This is a genomic window from Nostocoides sp., from assembly GCF_037045025.1.
In the GTDB taxonomy this organism is placed as follows: Bacteria; Actinomycetota; Actinomycetes; order Actinomycetales; family Dermatophilaceae; genus Nostocoides_A.
In genome coordinates this window covers 21099-36946 of the sequence record NZ_JBAOHM010000012.1, presented here as the reverse complement: position 1 = coordinate 36946, position 15848 = coordinate 21099, and the positions used below count along the sequence as shown (strand labels likewise).

Below are 15848 nucleotides of genomic sequence, written 5' to 3'. Positions count from 1 at the left end.
GTCGTCGACGACGATCGCCTCGCTGCTGGCGATGCCCACGGTCTTTCTCGCCAGCCGCTGGTGGGGGGCAACCGGCGCTATGGGCGCGGTGGCGGGCGCCGAGGCGTTGGTCGTGGTTCTCCAGGCCCATCAGGGACGAATCGCGCTGCGCCAAACGACCCGCCTGGCAAGGGACGCGGCCCAGATCCCGGGCGAGCCGGAGCCGCTGGGCTGACGTCCAGGGCCCGCTCGACACCGGATCGGCCGCGCAGGCGCGCCAGCAGAGCGTGCAACCCGGCAGCGGCCAGCGGCATGATGATCACCGCCACCTGGGTGCGCAACCGGGTCATGGTTCCGTAGTTGCCGCTGGTCAGCGACAGCACGAGCAACAACGACACGGCGGGCAAGGCGATGCCGAGCAACGCCCGGCGGGCGGGCAGCACCCGGAAACCGGCAATCGCCAAGGCGAGCAGGCCCCACCACAAGAACGCGTCCAGGCTGAGCAGCAGCCCGACCGAGGGCATCTCCCACGGCAGCGGCCCGAACGCGCCGCGCACCAACAGCAGTGGGCTGGCTCGCAACAGTCCACCGAAGCCGGAGATCGTCGTAACCTCGAAGGAGGTCCGCGCGTCCCGGCTGAGCGCTTCGCGCTGCCGGTTGACGGTCTCCAAGTCGTATCCCCCGACGATCTCCTGGGCGCTTTGCAGCACGTCGGCTCCGGCGATCAGCGCGACGATGACACCGAGCAGGAGCGGCCAGACCCGCTGGCGCCCGGTGAGGGAGACGGTGATCAAGGCGGCGGCACCGAGGAGGATGGCCGCGGTGCCCCGGATGCTGAGCAGGACGAGCAGGGCGAGCAGGATCGTGGTCCAGTGCAACACCGGGCGGCGGGCGCCGACGGACAATCCGGCCAGCGCCCGGATGGCCACGGCGAGCATCAGCCAGGACGGCGCCTCCCGCAGCAGCAGGCTTCCCCACAACAGCAGCGGTGGAAACAGTGCGGTCAGCCAGGCGGCGGTCATCGCCGAGATGCCGAGGACCCGGGCCGTGGAGGCGATGACGGGGACGAGCAGGGCGGACATGCCGACGCACAGGATCACCCCGAGGAAGGGATAGTGCCCGATCAGCCCATAGATCACGCCCAAGGCAGCGGGCAGGCCCTCCTTCCCGGGGGTGACCTGCGGGGAGCGGCTGCTGCCGTGGAACCAGACGTCCGCGAACGCGACCCCGAGGCGGTCATAGAACATCGCATCGGGAGCCCACAAGCCGGCCCGGGCATAGATCGCGACGGCGACGATCAGGTGCAAGGCCAGGCTCGCCGATGTGGCCGCCAGCACCCGGTGGCGGGCGGCGACGAGCAGGACGGCGAGCGTCATACAGCCGAGGAAGCTGGCGTGCGCGATCAGCGCCAGCGGATCGGTCACGACGCGCCCGCCAAGCTCCGCACCAGCCGGGCCGGCACCCCCGCGACCAGCGTGTCCGGCGCGACATCGTCGGTGACCACCGCTCCCGCCGCGACGATCGCCCCGGCACCGACCGTGACACCGGGAAGGATCGTGCTGGCGGCGCCGAGCCAGGCGCCGTCCCCGATGACAACCGGCGCGGAAACGCTGTCGCCGCGACGACGTTCGGGGCCACCGATCAGGTGCGAACCGGTCACGATCGTCACCCGTGGCCCGATCGCGACCCGCTGCCCGATCGTGACCGGCGCCGCGTTGTCGATGAACACGTCATAGTTGATGAAGCTGTCCGCGCCCACCACGATGTCGGTGCCGCCGAGGAAGAGGCGCCCGTTGATCGTCGAGCGCTCGGTCCGGCACCCGAGCGCCCGCAGCGCCCGCCAGCGCAACCCGCGCGGGAAGGCGGTCGCGCCGATCACCGTGTTGATCGCCACGTCGCGCACCGTGCGGCGGGCCGCCCGCCGCAGCGACGGCGCGCTCATCGGTGGCACACCATCGGGCGCAAATAGAAGAGGATCTGGTCGGCGAGATAGCGATGGCCCACCCGGTTGGGATGGATGGCATCGGGGAGGATGCCGACGTGATACGAGCCGTTCATCTGGTCGCGTTCGCCGAACCACCCCAGGGCGATCGCGTCGACGAAATGCACCCCCTCCTCCTGGGCCGCGGCGCGGACCGCGTCGCGGGTGCGCAGGATGCCCGGCGTCGGCTTGTTGTTGACCCAGACCGGACCCACGACGAAGATCGTCGCATTGCGGGCTCGTTCCTGGACGGTCGCGAACGTCTTCTTGGCCGCTGACTCGATCTTGCGGAACGAGTTCCCCTTGTCGTTGCGGCTGCCGAAGATGATCACGACGTCGCTTTGCTCGTCGATCCGCTCGGCCTGCTCGGGATAGGTCATCGCGTCCTCGGCGGGTCCGCGGGCGATATAGCCCGAGCCGTTGGATGCGGTGATGAGGATGTCGGCGCCGAGCGCCTGACCGATCAGGCGGGGGAAGCGGGTGGCGTAGCCGCCGTCCTCGCTGACCCCGCGGACATACGAATCCCCGGTGAAGCTGATCAGCAAGCGGCGATCGCCGCACGGGTCGGCGGCCTGTGGCCCGCGGGGCGCGAGCGAGATCCCGGCCAGGATGAGCACGGCCAGGGTGAGCACGGCGAGGGCGGCGGCACCGGCCCGGCCGTTCATCAGTCGGTCGATCGGCAATCTGGTCATCGGCGAAGGCTCACCTCGTGCAGGGCGCGACGGTAGAACTCGGCATACCGCTCTTGGACCACCGGGCGGTCGAAGTCGGTTTGGGCACGGCGGCGGGCGGCTTCCCCCAACGCCGCCAGCCGGTCTCGGTTGGCGGCCAGCTCCCGCAGGCTCTCGGCAAACGCCTCCGGGGTCCGGGTGCGCACGACGATCCCGGTCTGGCCGTCGAGGATCGCGTCGCTGATCCCGGTCGCCTCGGTGGCGACGGTCGGGACGCCCGCCGCCGCGGCCTCCAGGACGACGTTGGGGAAGCCCTCGCGTTTGGTCGGCAGGCAGAGGATGTCGAGCTGGGGATAGACCGGCGCGACATCGGCGAGCTCGCCGAGGATCCGGATCGCCCACCCGGCCTGACGCGGGCCGGCGAGCTGACCATCCTGCTCGTCTAGCCCCCCGCCGACGTGAACAAAGGTTCCGGCGACGCCCCGGGCGGCGAGCACGGCCAGGGCGTCCAGCAGCAGGTCGAGGCCCTTGTCCTCGCTCGGGCGGCCGATGAAGCCGATCACCGGACCGCCCGGCTTCGGCGGGCGCAGATCGAGGCCCTCCGCCCGCGGGATGACGACGCCATTGGACGAGCCCGATCCGACGACACTCATCTTGGACCCCGGGCCGATGCCCTCGGCCACCAGCACATCCCGCAGTGACGCCGACACCGGCACGACGTGGGTGGCCGCCCGGGCGGCCAGCCGCTCCAGGGCGAGCAGCACGCGCCGGCTGGCGCCGGACGTGGTCTCCAGGCGCAGCCCGCGCACGAGATAGATCCGCACCGGCACGCGCGTCAGTGCCGCGGCGACCATCCCCAGCAGGCCGGCCTTGGGGGTTCCGGCAACGACGACGTCCGGGCGGCAGCCACGCAGCAGCCGCACCCACTCCCAGAAAGCGGCGACGTCACGCGTCGGGTGCGGTTCGCGCTCCATCTCGACGACGTGGGTGACCGTCCCGGCGCGGCGCAGCCGCTGCAGCCGCGGACCGTCGCTGGCCACCACCGCGACGTCCCAGCCGCGGCACGCCAGATCCTCGGGCACGCCGTCCATGAGGATCAGCGAGAGGTCGGAGGTGACGGCCAGCACGATGCGGGGTCTGGTCCGCGTGCGTTGCCGGCCACGTTGCGGCGATCGCACGGGACCCCCTCGCTGTCGGGACATGAGCCCGCATAGTTTAGACCCTCGCGATTAGCTCGGCAGGTCGGTGTGCCCGGCGACGGCGAGCGCGCTGGCGAAGGACGGGACCAGGGGGAGCCGGGGCAAGAGCATGGCCTGCAGCGCGTGATAGGTGTCGGGCTTACCGGCCCAGGTTCCGGCATACGGAGTGTTGTCCGGCGCCAGCTCGGCGTGCCACGAGCCGCGCTCGGCGTCCACGAGATGGGTCTGGGCGTAGCGCCACCACTGCTCGAAGAGGGCCTCCCAACGCTCGCCACCGCCGGCGTGGTGGAGGGCCCAGGCGGCACCGAGCGCCTCGGTGAGCACCCAGTGCATCCGGGCCCGCACCACCGGGGCGCCGTCCCAGTCGGTGGTGTAGACGAAGCCCTCGGCGCCATCGGCGTCCCAGGCATCCGCGATCGCGTTCTCGGTGAGCGCGGTCGCTGCCGGGAGCGCCCAGTCCCATTCCTGGCCGCCGAGTGTTGCGGCCGTCGAGAGCGTCAGCCGCGTCCACTCCAGCGCGTGGCCGGGCGTGGCGCCATACGGCCGGAAGGGGTGGGCCGGCTCGTCGCGGTTGTAGTCCGGGAGCGGCTCGAATCCGGCCGTGAAGTGTTCGGGGATGCGCCAGCTCCGGTCGCGGGCGAAGTCGTCGATCGCGCGGGTGACGATCCGGCCGGCCCGCTCGTGCCACAGCCGGTCGCCGGTGACGTCCCCGGCCGCGAGATAGGCCTCGACGGTGTGCATGTTGGCGTTGATCCCGCGGTAGTCCTCCTCGGTGCGCCAGTCGGCGGAGAAGGATTCGCGCGCCATACCCGCCCGGTCGTCCCAAAAGCGGCGGTCGTGGACGGCGAGCGCGGTGGCGAGCAGGTCGTCGGCGCCGGCGGCGCCGCACACCTGGCCGCTCGACCCGGCGAGGATGACGAAGGAGTGGGCGTAGGCCTGCTTGTCGGTGACCGTGGGGCGGCTGCCGTCGGGGGCGATCGCGGCATACCAGCCGTCGTTGATTTCGTCGTGGAAGTTGTCGGCGACGGCCGCGATGCCGTGCTCGACCAGCTCGAGATAGCCCGGCTTGCCGAGCAGGTGCCCAAGCGCGCAGACATGGGTCATCCGGCACGTGATCCACAGCTCGAGGTCGCGCTCGACGACCCGGCCGTCATCGCCGAGCCACCCGAACCCGCCGGGCACGGCCGCGCCCCGGGTGAACTCCAGCAGTCGGTCGGCCTCGGCCTCGAACTCGGCGGCCACCTCGGGGGAGCAGACGGTCGCGGGCGCAGCGGTGGGGTCGGTCACCCACCCAGCCAACCACATCCTGACTGGGCCACATCCCGACTGGGCCACATCCTGAATCGGCCGGACAGCCGTCAAGCGGGGATGGCATCATCGCGGGATGACGATGCCCGCTGCCTCGGCGCCGGTGTTCGCCCGGCGGGCGTGGTTCGTCGCCGCAATCACCCTCGCGGCCCTGGTCGCGGCCGCCGCCTTCCGCTCCTCCACCGGCGTGCTCATGGAGCCGATCGAGCGCGAGTTCGGGTGGTCGCGGGCCACGACGTCGGGAGCGGTCAGCCTCAACCTCGTCCTGTATGGGCTGGTCGCGCCGTTCGCGGCGGCCCTCCTGGAGCGTTATGGCCCGCGCCGGGTGGTCGCCATCTCGCTCGGCATCGTCGCCGGCGCCTCCGCGCTGACCACGGTGATGACCGCGCCCTGGCAGCTGTGGGCCTTGTGGGGCCTGGTGATCGGGATCAGCACCGGGTCGATGGCGCTGGTGCTCGGCGCGATCATCGCCAACCGGTGGTTCGTCGCCCGGCGGGGCTTGGTGACCGGGGTATTCTCCGGCGCCAACGCCACCGGCCAACTACTCTTCCTGCCGGCGATCGCGGCCACCGCGACGAACTACGGCTGGCGGTGGGCCGCCGCCATCGTCGCCGGCCTGGCCTTGCTGACGATGGTGCTCGTCGCCGCACTCATCCGCGACCGCCCGCAGGACATCGGGCTGATCCCGTATGGCGCCGTCCCCGACACGCCGGATGCCGCGCCCGCTCCCCCGCCCTCGGTCTCCCCGGTCGTCGCCGCCGTCGCCGTGCTGCGCCGCGGGTCGCGGTCGTGGACGTTCTGGGCGCTGATGGCGACGTTCTTTGTCTGCGGCTGGTCGACCAATGGCCTGATCCAGACCCACTTCATCCCCGCCGCCCATGACCATGGCATGCCGGCGACGACGGCCGCGGGGTTGTTGGCGCTGGTCGGGATCTTCGACCTTGCCGGGACGATTGCCTCGGGATGGCTGACCGACCGGGTCGATCCCCGGCTGTTGCTGCTCGCCTACTACGGGCTGCGCGGGTTGTCGCTGTTCACCCTGCACTCGATGTTCGCGCCCGATGTCCAGCCCAAGATGTGGGTGTTCATCGTGTTTTACGGGCTGGACTGGGTCGCCACGGTCCCGCCGACTGTGGCCTTGTGCCGCACTCATTTTGGGCTCACCGACTCGGGCATCGTCTTTGGCTGGACGTATGCCGCGCACATGGTCGGCGCCGGCCTCGGCGCCTCCTATGCCGGCTGGATCCGCACCGTCGACGGCAGCTATCACACCGCGTTCGTCAGCGCCGGCGTGCTCTGCCTGGCCGCCGCCTTCGTGTGCCTGACCATCCCGCGCCGGCCGCTCCCGGGCATCGACCACGCCCCCACCCCGCCGTCACCGCCACACCCCCACGAACTCGACGACGCCGACGAGATGACCTTCACCTAGGCACCGCAAGTCGTAGCCCGCCCAACCCGCCGAGGTCGGCGTTTTTCGCCGAGGTCGTACTACCGATCATCCGACCTCGGCGAAAAGTCCAGACCTCGGGCGAGGTTTTCCCCCGCTCAGGCGGACAACGCCCGGAGCTGGGCGAGCACGTGCTCGGCGACGGGTGAGCCGGCGATCGCGGTCCTGAGGAGGACATAGATCTCCCGGTGGGGCACCGGCTCCGTCAGGGCGACTACCCGGACATTGCGCGGCAGGTCGGCGGTGGCCAGCACCGGCAGCATCGTCACCCCGATGCCGCGGTCGACAAAGGCGAGCGCGCTGAGGTGATCGGCGGCCTGGACGATGATGCGCGGCGAGAACCCGGCCGCGGCGCAGGCCCGTGCCTGGACCAGGTGGTCTGGGCCGTCGACGACGTCATTGGCGACGAACTGTTCATCCCGGAAGTCGCCCAGCGGGGCCATCGACCGGCCCGCCTCGGGGTGACCCCGGGGCACGACCATGACGAACGGATCCTGCAACAGCGGGACCCGAATGAAACCCGCAGGGACGCCTTCGCCCGCGACGGCGATCCGGACGTCGATGTCGGGTTTGGACGGCGGGGGCGCCCCCGGAGCATCGCTGAGAACCAACTCAACCATGACGTCGGGGAAGTCGGTCCGCAAGCTGGCCACGACGGAGGGCATCCAGGCCAGGCCGGCCGAGGCAAAATGCCCGATCGTCACGTGGCCGGTCTTGCCCTCGCGCAAATCTCGCACGAGCGCCTCGAGCCGCGCCAGGCTGCGCAGGGCGTCGCCGCTGGCGACGGCCAGCCGCATACCGGCCGCCGTGGGCCGCACCCCGCGCCCGACCCGCTCGAGCAGGGTGAGGCCGGTCTCGCGGTGCAGGGCGGCCACCTGTTGGCTCACGGCCGAGGAGGTCACGCGGAGCTGGTCGGCCGCGCCCTGGATGGAGCCGGTGGCCACGACCGACCGGAAAGTACGCAGCCGCTCGGGATCCAACACCCCCTAATCATAAGCATTGCTTAACTACCAATCAGTACCTCAACCTGGTACTAAATAGTTGAATACGAGAGAATAGAGCCATGACGAACCCGATCGACCGCGATTACGCCCGAATGATGACCGAACTGCGCGCGCTGAGCCAGGTGTGGGAGCCGGCGCCCCCGCGCATTCGACGCAAGCCCAGCCTGCTGCGCCGCCTCACCCACCGCCACTGAGCGTCCCAGCCGGCACCCGGGTCGTCACCAGCGGCCCGTGCCGGGTGCAGGTGCGCAACGGATCGACCGGCCGCCGGTCGACGGTGGCGCCGTTGAGCAGCGTGACCTCCTCATACGCCGGGCGTCCCTCGATCACATCGGTGAAGCGATACCGGGCCGCCGAGGACAGCCGGCAGGTGGTGGCGATCGTGAGGATGTCGAAGGACGACGGCTGGCCGGCCAGCTCCTCGCTGCCTTCCCCGTCGATGTAGTGGCTGAACGAGCCGCCACCGGTGACGGTCCCGACCTGGAGCCGGTTACCCTCCCGGAAGGAGGAGTGCATGTGCCCGTTGAGCACCACCCCGGCCCGCGGGAGCCCGGACACGGCCCACGGCTCGTGGCTAACAACGATGTCCTGCGGCGGCCGGTCGGCGAAGGCCGCGACGAACGCCTCGCGCGACGGCTGCTGCTTGAGCGCCGAGCGTTTGCCGTCGTCACCGAACCACCGCGGGTCGTTGAACCCGGCGATCCGCACACCCCCGGCATCCACCTCGATGTATTCACGCGGATTCGGCTGCAGCAGAATGACGTTGTCGATTCGCTCAAGCCGGCGCAGCACGGCCTCGTCGGCGGCCGACGTCGCATCGTGATTGCCCCGCACAAATAGGTAAGGCACCGGCAGCGTGTCGATCCCGCTGAACACGCCGAGCTGCTCGCCCTCAGCGACGGTCCCGAAGTTGACCAGGTCACCCGCGTCGATGACCAGATCGATGTCCTGATCGGCGACGATCGAGGCGATGAGGGGGTAGTGATTGCTCGCGTGGACGTCCGAGATCAGCAACACCCGCACGGCGTCGGGCGCCTGGGCCTGCTGGGGGTCATAGCGCTGCTGCAGAGCGCTTGCTACCGCGATGACATTGAGCAGGTAGGGCGCCACCTCATTCGAGCGTTTCTCGACCTCGGCCAGGGCGGTGGCATTGTTCTGGATTTCCCCGAGGAGCCCGGTTGTGGTCACCTGTGTCTGCGCGCCCAGCCGATAGGTCCGCCAGATGCCGTATGCCGTCCCGCTCGCCGCGAGCGCGGCCCCCGCGGTGGCCGCGGCCACGACGCGCAGAGTTGGCCGGCGCCGGCGCCAGATCACCTGCAGACCGATGGCCGCGAGCGCGGCACCCGCGCTGCCGGCGACGACCCGCTGACCGAGGCCGACCGCCGCCTCCCGGACGGCGCTTTCGGTCTCGGCGGGCGACGGCTGGAGGGTGCTCAGCGACAGGCCCGGGCGAGCGAGCGTCTCGCTGATTCCCGCGCGCACCGACGGGGTTGCCCGCAGGCCCGGGGCGAGCCCACCGAATCCGATGACGATATCCCCGAAGACGGTGTCCGCCACCAGCCGGGAGGCCCCCCGAGGATCGGGGTCGAGCCACACCCGGGCCCGGTAGTTCGCGGTCGTCGCGGTGGCCGGCGCAATGACCGTGGCGAACACTCCCGCGGCGACGCCCGCGACGGCGACCACGCCGGTCACCAACGCCAGCCGAGCCGAGGGTGAGCCGATCCGGTGCCCGCACCCCCACCAGACATCGATCGCGGTGAGAAATGGCCACACACCCAAGGCCACCATCGTCAGCCGTTCATAGACTCCGAAACCCCGATCGAGCAGGAAGGTCACCGGCAGCGTGAGCACCAATGCGGTCAACAGCATGCTCACCGCGCGCACCGTGCCGGGGCGTTGGGCCCACCCCCCTCCGGGCACCGCGGCAAAGCGCGGCCAGATGCCGAGGGCGAACAGCCCGACCGAGGCGATCGCGATATGCACGGTGCTGCCGCCCGTGGCCGAACGCAGCGGCACCACACCGGCGGCGAGCGTCGCGAGCGCGCCGAGCGCCATCATCGCTCGGGCCAGCCGGGGGATACGCGGCAGCAGCAGCGCGACGAGCAGGTGGGCGGCCCCGGCGATCAGCAGCGCCGCGGTGAACACCCACCGATGGGCCGCATCGGCCGCCGACAAGGCACTGACGGGGCGCTCCGAGGCGTCATACCCCGTGGGCTGCAGCCGCGCGGCAACGACCCAGCCGACGATCAGGACCAGCGGCCCCAGCGCGCTGAACACCACCGCCGCTCGCGGAGCGCGACCCACTCCCAGCCGCGCCATGGGCGTCACGATAACCGCTCGACCTGACGCGCAGCTTGACTCTCGAGCCGCGGCCAGCAGAGCACCGCAAGCACGAGAAGCAGCAGGTTGCGGGCGCACAGGACGATGATCGGGAAGGCGTCGAGGGCAACCAGCTCCCAGTAGTGCTTGGGGAAATACCACTGGGTCAACAGCATCACCACGGGGAGCAGCGTGAGCGCCAGCCGCCCGCGGGGCCCCGGCAGGAGCAGGGCCGCGGGCATCATCCAGAGCAGGTATTGAGGGGAGAGCACCTTCGAGCCAACCGCGAGCACGACGATCGTCGCCGCGACCGTCGTGACCAGAGAACCTCTCCCGGTCTGGGCCTTCGGGAGGGCGCGAAGGCGACGGGCATAGCCGACCAGCAGGAGGGCCACGGCGGCCACCCCGGCGATCGACGACGCGGTGGCGAGCACGGTCGGCACCCACCCCACCGGCCCCTGACTGCCGAACTGCGTCGCGATCGTGACCGGCACGTCCGCGACCAGATGCCAGGCCAGCAGATAGGACGACGCCGACGACTCGATCTGCGCCGGCCGGCGCAGGTGGTAGGCGAGCATGCCCCACAGCCCGTGGGGTGCGACGATCGCGAACGGTGCGACAACCGCCGCCGTGGCGAGCCCCGCGCCGGCCAGCGCGCATTTGGTGACCATGGCTCCGGCTCGGTGCCATTGCCACAGCGCCAGGCTGGGCACGAGCACGACCGGCATGAGCTTGAGCAGGATGGCTGCCACGAGCAGCCCCCACATCCACCGCCACCGCTCGGCGACGGCCGCGACGAGCATCCAGGCCATCACGGCCGTGACGAGGCCGTCATACCGCGTCGCGAGCAGGGAGCCGAGCAACACCGGGGTGGCCGCCATGATCGCCCCGACGGCCGCCTGGCGGGCCAGGCCAAGTCGCAGCACGGTCGAGGCGGCGACGCCCCCGGCGCTGGCCACCGTCCAGGCGATCAGCATCAGCAGCCGGAACTGGTCGGTGTAGTTGCCGCCGGGCAGGAAGCGCGCGAGATAAAAGACCAGCGCGGCACCGGGTGGATACTCCAGCTCGATGTCGCGATACGGCAGTCGTCCGGCGGCGGTGGCGCCGGCGGACTCCTCGTAGGTCGGGATGTCGGTCAGGCCGACGTCGGTCCAGCGCGCATAGTGCCGGAACGGTCCGAGCCAGACGATCAGCGTCGCCGCCACCGCGAGCGCAGTCGGACCCCAGCGACGTAGGCGGTGGGCCCAGCCGGACGTCATTCCCAGCTCGTGCCGGCGAGCGCCAGCTCGGCGAAGCGACGGGCGAGCGGCTGCCAGGTGCGCTGCAGCTCGGCGCGCGCGGCATGCACGGCGCGGGATGCGGCATACACATCAATGCCGTCGGTGCGTGCCTGCATGGCCGAGGGTTTGTCGATCGTCCAGCGGTCGAACTGTTCCGGGGAGACCTCGGGGTGGAATTGCACACCCCACGCCCGGTCGGCGAAGCGCACCGCCTGCGGGGTGCCGTCCGGGGCGGTGGCCAGGACCGTGCCGGTCGGCGGCAGGCGCACGGCGACGTCGTTGTTCCACTGGACTGCCCGGGTGCCGGCGAAGCTCGCGAGCAACGGATCGCCGGCGCCGGCCGCGGTGAGCGTGACCGGTGTCAACCCGGTGGCGTGCCCGTGCGGGTTGGGAGCCACCTCACCGCCGAGGGCGACGCAGGCCAGCTGGTGGCCCAGGCAGATCCCGAGAAAGGGCTGGCCGGCGGCGACCGTATCGCCGATCAACCGGCGGGTGGCGGGCAGCCACGGGTAGTCGCCGTCGTCGTTGGCGCCGGCCTCACCGCCGAGGACGATCAGCGCCGCGGCGTCGGCGATCGAACCCGGGATGGGCTCGCCGTCGTGTGCCCGGATTCGGCGCAGCGCGATGCCGGCCTGCTCCCACCACAGCCCGAACCACTCCGGCGGGCACTCGTCCTCGTGCTCGATGACGAGGAAACCCGGTCGGCTCACCCGACCGCGATCTCCTCGTCGGTGGCGCGGCGCACGACGATGCGAGTCCAGGCCCCGACGTAGACACGGTTGTCGCCGACCTCGGTTTTGGGCCCGACCGCGATCGGCTGGTCTGGCAGGGGCCCGGAGGCCGGCCCGACGAAGGTGCCGTTGGAGGACTGGAGGTCCTCGATGAACCAGCGGGAGCCGTCCGTGGTCAGCTGGGCATGCCGGCGCGACACCCCGGGGTCGGCGGAGCAGTCGATGTCGGGGGCGATATTGCGGCTGGCCGACTTGCGCCCGATCATCGCGCTCGCGATGCGCAGCGGCACGACGACCGGCAGCCCGGGCGAGGGGAGGGGCTCCTCGGCCTGCTGATCGGCATACCAATCGGGGTCGATCCACACCTCGGCCACCCACTGGAAGGGGATCCGCGGAGGCACTCCGGTGCCGGTTGGCGCGGCGGGCGCCTGGTCCGGCCCCGAGGCCTCCGCTGCCGAGGGCTCCGGGGAGGTGGCTTCGGCCGGCGGGCTCGCCGCCGGCTCCTCGGCGTGCTCCGCTTCCGCGGCGAGATCCTCGCCCTCGGCGGGACTCGTCGGCGCGACCGGCTCCGCGGGTGGGCTCTCCGGAGGGGTTGGTGCCGCGCCCGCCGGGAGGGCCCCGGTGGTGAAGTCGTAGCCGCAGGCCTCGCAGAACAGGCTGTCCGGGGTGTTGGGGGTCTGACAGTTGGGGCACGGCTTGGGACCGGACGCCGCGGCGGCCGGCTCCGACCCGGGCACCGGCGGCAAGTCGAGCGAATTCCCGCTGGGCGGACTCGACGCCGCGGCCGGCTCGGGAGCGCCGGGGGTGAGCGCGCCCTCGGCGATCGGGGCCCCACAGGTGTCGCAGTAGTCGGTGGACTCGGAGGTGTGCCCCGCCGGGCAGACGGCGCTCACTTGCGCACCCGGGTGGTCTTGGTCGACGCGGTGTCGAGGGCCATCTCGTCCAATTTCTCCACCTGCTTCTTCAGCCGGACCGTGCCGGTCTCGGCGTTGTCGATGTCAACGACCTTGCGCAGCCGCGAGGTCATCTCGTCGTTGCCGGCCTCGTTGGCCAGTTGGACGGCTCGCCCGAGTTTGGCGGTCGCCTCGTCCTCGTGGCCGGCGGCCTTGGCGGCCAAGCCGTCCTGGATGGCGGCGGCGAGCTCGGCCTGACCGGTGTACTGCGCGACCTGCGGATTGATCCGCGCGGTGAGGGCATCGTCGTTGGACCATTTGGCCTTGACCAGCGCCTGTGCCTTGACCTCGTCGCCGACGGCAAGCTGGACCCGGGCGGCCAGCTGTTCCTGGCCGACCGATTTGGCGGGCAACCGGACCGCGACGTGATAGTCACGGTCCTCATCCGACCAGGCGCCGGTGGGATAGCCGCCGGTGAGCGGGTTGACCTCGCGGCGGCGGGTGGTCAGGTCCTCCAGGTTGGGCGAGACCTGCTTGACGAAGAGCACCTGGGCGCCCTGCGGCACCCATACCCGCAGCTCGGCGTTGGCGACGCCGCGGGCCATCGAGGTCTGGATCAGCGCCTTGAACTCCGCGGCCATCTCCTCGGGGCGGGGGATCAGATCGACCGTGCCGAGCAGCGCCGAGGCGATCCGGCGCACCTCCTCGACCTGCCAGCGGTCCCCGACGCCACGGCAGTCGGCCTGGAAGACGCCGGTGCACGAGTTGATCGCCCAGGTCAGCTGGTCGGGGGTCTCGTGCTCGTTGGCGCCGTCGGTGAGCAGGATCGCGTGCCGGCGCAGCTCGGGAGGGGCGGTCTCGAAGACCTGCCGCGCGGCGAGCAACCACTGCCCCATCGCCGTGCCACCATCGGCCCGGAACCCGCGGACCGCCTGCCTCGCCGCCTGTCGGGTCATCGCATCCATCCGGGCCAGGCCGGGCACCGGCTGCGTCGGATAGACCTGCCAGGCCAGGTGATTGCCGGCGACCACGGCAAAGAGCGTCCCGTCGGTGATCTCCTGCAGCGCGGCCGTGGCCGCCAGGGCGCCTTGTTGGATTCCCCGCTCCCCCATGGATCCGGAGGTGTCGACGATGATCACCTCGACGCCCCCCGGACCGCGGGCGTCGGCCGCCGCCGCGCCGGAGGCGCCGGATGCGGCGATACGCACGATCGCGTGCACGTCGGTGGCCCCGTCGGCCAAGAATTCGTTCTGGAAGGCCTCGGCGACGAAGTCAGCCACGGTCCTCCTCCTTTCGGTCCATCGCCGCGTCGGCCAGGCGGGCCAGGGCGACGGTGATGTTGTCGGCTCCCCCTGCATTATTCGCGAATTCGACCAGCGCACCCGCGAGGGCGGTCGGGGTGCTGGCCTTTCCCTCCTGCGTCAGCGTGGCAATCAGCGCCTGCAGTTCGCTGGCCTCGGAGCAGTAATTCCATAACCCGTCGCTGCACAGCAGCAGCCAGCCGGCGCGCTCGACGCTGATTGCCCGGGTATGCGGGGTCAGGTCGTCGGGCGCGTCGATGCCGAGCCAGCGGGTGATCGAGTGAGCCATCGGGCCGGTCTCGGCCTCCTTGCGCTCCACGCCGGCGGCGATCCGGTCGGCGGCGAAGGAGTCATCCCGGCTTAGTTGCTCGGCTGCGTCGGTGCCGTCGGGCAGCCAGTAGATCCGGCTGTCGCCGACATTGCCGACATAGGCCGTGGCCCCGGTGACGATCGCCCCGGTGAAGGTGCACGACGGTGGCGCCGGGTCGTTCTTGTCGGCGACCGTCGCGATGACCGCCTTGTTGGCGGCGGCGACGGCCTCGGCGAGCCGCTTGACCGCGGCGGCCTGGGTCGCCTCGGGCGTGCCGACCCCGGCGGGCAGGGCCGTGTCCAGGATGCCGCGGGCTGCGGTGGCGCCGTTCATGCTGGCGACATGCGACAAGGTGGTGTTGGAGACGCCGTCGCAGACGACGAGGATCGCCCGCGAGCCCGGCTCGGGGTCGGCCGATAGCGCCATGGCGTCCTCATTGGTCGCGTGCCGTTTGCCGATGTCGCACACGCCGCCGACCCAGGGGGCCGGGGATTCCTCGAAGTGGTCGCGCGGGTTGGGCTCCTTGGCGCCGCAGTGGTCGCAGTAGCCGTCGAGATAGGTGCCGGCGCCGCAGGCGGCGCAGGTGGCGGCGGCCGGCGGGGCCGCTTCGTAGGCGCTCGTCCGTCCGGTGACCACGCCCGTCCAACCGACGTCCAGCGGCGACTCCTCGCCGGCGACCGGTGGCACCGGGGTGGCGCTGGCCTGCTTGGCGGGCAGCTCGTCCGGGGCGAGATTGCGGTTGCTGACCGGCGCCGGCCCGGACGGGCCGGGCCCGATCCCGGGAGCGTGGTCGACGGGTAGCGGGCTGTGCGGCGGCTCGCCCTCAAGCGTCGGGTCGCTCCGGCTGACCGGATCGCTGCCCGGCGGCGGTGGGGGTGGCGCCGGGTCGCTTGCGACCGTTGGCCCCGCTTCCTCGGCCGGTATGACGACCGCCTCCGAAGCCGCAGATCCGGAAGCTGCCGGACCAGATTCGGCTGGCGTCGGGGTGGTTTCGGTGGTCGGGGTGGTTTCGGTGGGTGGCGGCGGGACCGCCTCGGCCGGCCCTTCGGTGGTCCCGATGGCGGTCGCACCCCCAGCGCTCAGACCTGCGGCGCTCGGACCCGCGGCGCTCGAATCGGTGGCGACCTGGACGTCGCTAGCCGGGTCACCGGCAGCCGGGGCCGGGGCAGCCGGGTCCGCTTCCGGGGAGACCGCCGCTTGGGAGTCGGGCGCGGCGGGGACCGCGATTGCCGGGTCGGCCGCGGCCGGACCTGGCGTGGTCGGTGCTGGCGTGGCCGCTGGAGCCGTGGACTCGGCCGTCGTGGCTGACACCGGCGCCAACTCACCGCCGCACGCCTCGCAGAACTGGGAGCCGGCCGGATTGCTCGCCCCGCACGCCGAGCAGATCAGGTCACTCATGCCGCGCGCACCCCGCTCGCCGTCGGC

14 protein-coding genes are annotated in these 15848 nt (G+C 71.6%); 2 read left to right on the top strand and 12 right to left on the bottom strand.

Going from position 1 to position 15848, the window contains the following annotated elements; all coding sequences use genetic code 11:
• Positions 1-77 precede the first annotated feature (77 nt).
• The 5 genes from V9G19_RS15300 to V9G19_RS15280 all read right to left on the bottom strand — a co-directional run bounded on the left by V9G19_RS15300 (position 78) and on the right by V9G19_RS15280 (position 5117).
• A complete protein-coding gene (locus tag V9G19_RS15300) occupies positions 78-1403 on the bottom strand; it encodes a hypothetical protein (protein ID WP_462286298.1) in 1326 nt (441 codons plus the stop codon).
• Entirely contained in the window at positions 1400-1921 is a 522-nt protein-coding gene (locus tag V9G19_RS15295; protein ID WP_462286297.1) for an acyltransferase, read from the bottom strand. The genes V9G19_RS15300 and V9G19_RS15295 overlap by 4 nt, the downstream gene beginning before the upstream one ends.
• Complete coding sequence (locus V9G19_RS15290; RefSeq protein ID WP_462286296.1) at positions 1918-2652, bottom strand: SGNH/GDSL hydrolase family protein; 735 nt, start codon at positions 2650-2652, stop codon at positions 1918-1920. Before V9G19_RS15290 ends, V9G19_RS15295 begins: the two co-directional genes overlap by 4 nt.
• On the bottom strand, positions 2649-3758 hold the full coding sequence (locus V9G19_RS15285; RefSeq protein WP_462286295.1) for a glycosyltransferase: 1110 nt from the start codon (positions 3756-3758) through the stop codon (positions 2649-2651). Before V9G19_RS15285 ends, V9G19_RS15290 begins: the two co-directional genes overlap by 4 nt.
• A 102-nt stretch (positions 3759-3860) precedes the next feature.
• Positions 3861-5117 carry an AGE family epimerase/isomerase gene (locus V9G19_RS15280; RefSeq protein WP_462286294.1) on the bottom strand — a complete coding sequence of 419 codons (1257 nt, stop codon included), beginning with the start codon at positions 5115-5117 and terminating at the stop codon, positions 3861-3863.
• Positions 5118-5214: 97 nt separating this feature from the next.
• On the opposite strand from V9G19_RS15280, the gene V9G19_RS15275 reads away from it, so the two are divergent.
• The gene (locus V9G19_RS15275) at positions 5215-6567 is read left to right on the top strand and encodes an MFS transporter (protein ID WP_462286293.1); all 1353 of its coding nucleotides are present in this window, start codon (positions 5215-5217) and stop codon (positions 6565-6567) included.
• A 116-nt stretch (positions 6568-6683) separates the two neighbouring features.
• Here the strand turns inward: V9G19_RS15275 and V9G19_RS15270 are convergent, their stop codons facing one another.
• On the bottom strand, positions 6684-7568 hold the full coding sequence (locus V9G19_RS15270; RefSeq protein WP_462286292.1) for a LysR family transcriptional regulator: 885 nt from the start codon (positions 7566-7568) through the stop codon (positions 6684-6686).
• Positions 7569-7648: 80 nt separating this feature from the next.
• On the opposite strand from V9G19_RS15270, the gene V9G19_RS15265 reads away from it, so the two are divergent.
• Complete coding sequence (locus V9G19_RS15265; RefSeq protein ID WP_462286291.1) at positions 7649-7783, top strand: hypothetical protein; 135 nt, start codon at positions 7649-7651, stop codon at positions 7781-7783.
• Here the strand turns inward: V9G19_RS15265 and V9G19_RS15260 are convergent.
• The 6 genes from V9G19_RS15260 to V9G19_RS15235 are packed head-to-tail and all read right to left on the bottom strand — an operon-like array spanning position 7767 to position 15821.
• Positions 7767-9908: a DUF998 domain-containing protein gene (locus V9G19_RS15260; protein WP_462286290.1), complete on the bottom strand. Its 2142-nt coding sequence runs from the start codon at positions 9906-9908 to the stop codon at positions 7767-7769. The two genes, V9G19_RS15265 and V9G19_RS15260, sit on opposite strands and share 17 nt — an antisense overlap.
• A 5-nt stretch (positions 9909-9913) precedes the next feature.
• A complete protein-coding gene (locus V9G19_RS15255) occupies positions 9914-11167 on the bottom strand; it encodes a hypothetical protein (RefSeq protein WP_462286289.1) in 1254 nt (417 codons plus the stop codon).
• Positions 11164-11898 (bottom strand): type 1 glutamine amidotransferase, encoded by a 735-nt coding sequence (locus V9G19_RS15250; protein WP_462286288.1) that lies wholly within the window; start codon positions 11896-11898, stop codon positions 11164-11166. The genes V9G19_RS15255 and V9G19_RS15250 overlap by 4 nt, the downstream gene beginning before the upstream one ends.
• Positions 11895-12812, bottom strand: coding sequence for an FHA domain-containing protein (locus V9G19_RS15245; RefSeq protein ID WP_462286287.1), 918 nt, complete (start codon positions 12810-12812; stop codon positions 11895-11897). Before V9G19_RS15245 ends, V9G19_RS15250 begins: the two co-directional genes overlap by 4 nt.
• Positions 12809-14092, bottom strand: coding sequence for a vWA domain-containing protein (locus tag V9G19_RS15240; protein ID WP_462286286.1), 1284 nt, complete (start codon positions 14090-14092; stop codon positions 12809-12811). Before V9G19_RS15240 ends, V9G19_RS15245 begins: the two co-directional genes overlap by 4 nt.
• Positions 14085-15821 (bottom strand): PP2C family serine/threonine-protein phosphatase, encoded by a 1737-nt coding sequence (locus V9G19_RS15235; protein ID WP_462286285.1) that lies wholly within the window; start codon positions 15819-15821, stop codon positions 14085-14087. Before V9G19_RS15235 ends, V9G19_RS15240 begins: the two co-directional genes overlap by 8 nt.
• Between the last annotated feature and the right edge of the window lie 27 nt (positions 15822-15848).

Coding starts and splice junctions, on each gene's coding strand:
- V9G19_RS15295 (WP_462286297.1), bottom strand. CDS start 1,921: ATGAGCGCGCCGTCGCTGCGGCGGGCGGCCCGCCGCACGGTGCGCGAC.
- V9G19_RS15290 (WP_462286296.1), bottom strand. CDS start 2,652: ATGACCAGATTGCCGATCGACCGACTGATGAACGGCCGGGCCGGTGCC.
- V9G19_RS15275 (WP_462286293.1), top strand. CDS start 5,215: ATGACGATGCCCGCTGCCTCGGCGCCGGTGTTCGCCCGGCGGGCGTGG.
- V9G19_RS15265 (WP_462286291.1), top strand. CDS start 7,649: ATGACGAACCCGATCGACCGCGATTACGCCCGAATGATGACCGAACTG.
- V9G19_RS15260 (WP_462286290.1), bottom strand. CDS start 9,908: ATGGCGCGGCTGGGAGTGGGTCGCGCTCCGCGAGCGGCGGTGGTGTTC.
- V9G19_RS15255 (WP_462286289.1), bottom strand. CDS start 11,167: ATGACGTCCGGCTGGGCCCACCGCCTACGTCGCTGGGGTCCGACTGCG.
- V9G19_RS15235 (WP_462286285.1), bottom strand. CDS start 15,821: ATGAGTGACCTGATCTGCTCGGCGTGCGGGGCGAGCAATCCGGCCGGC.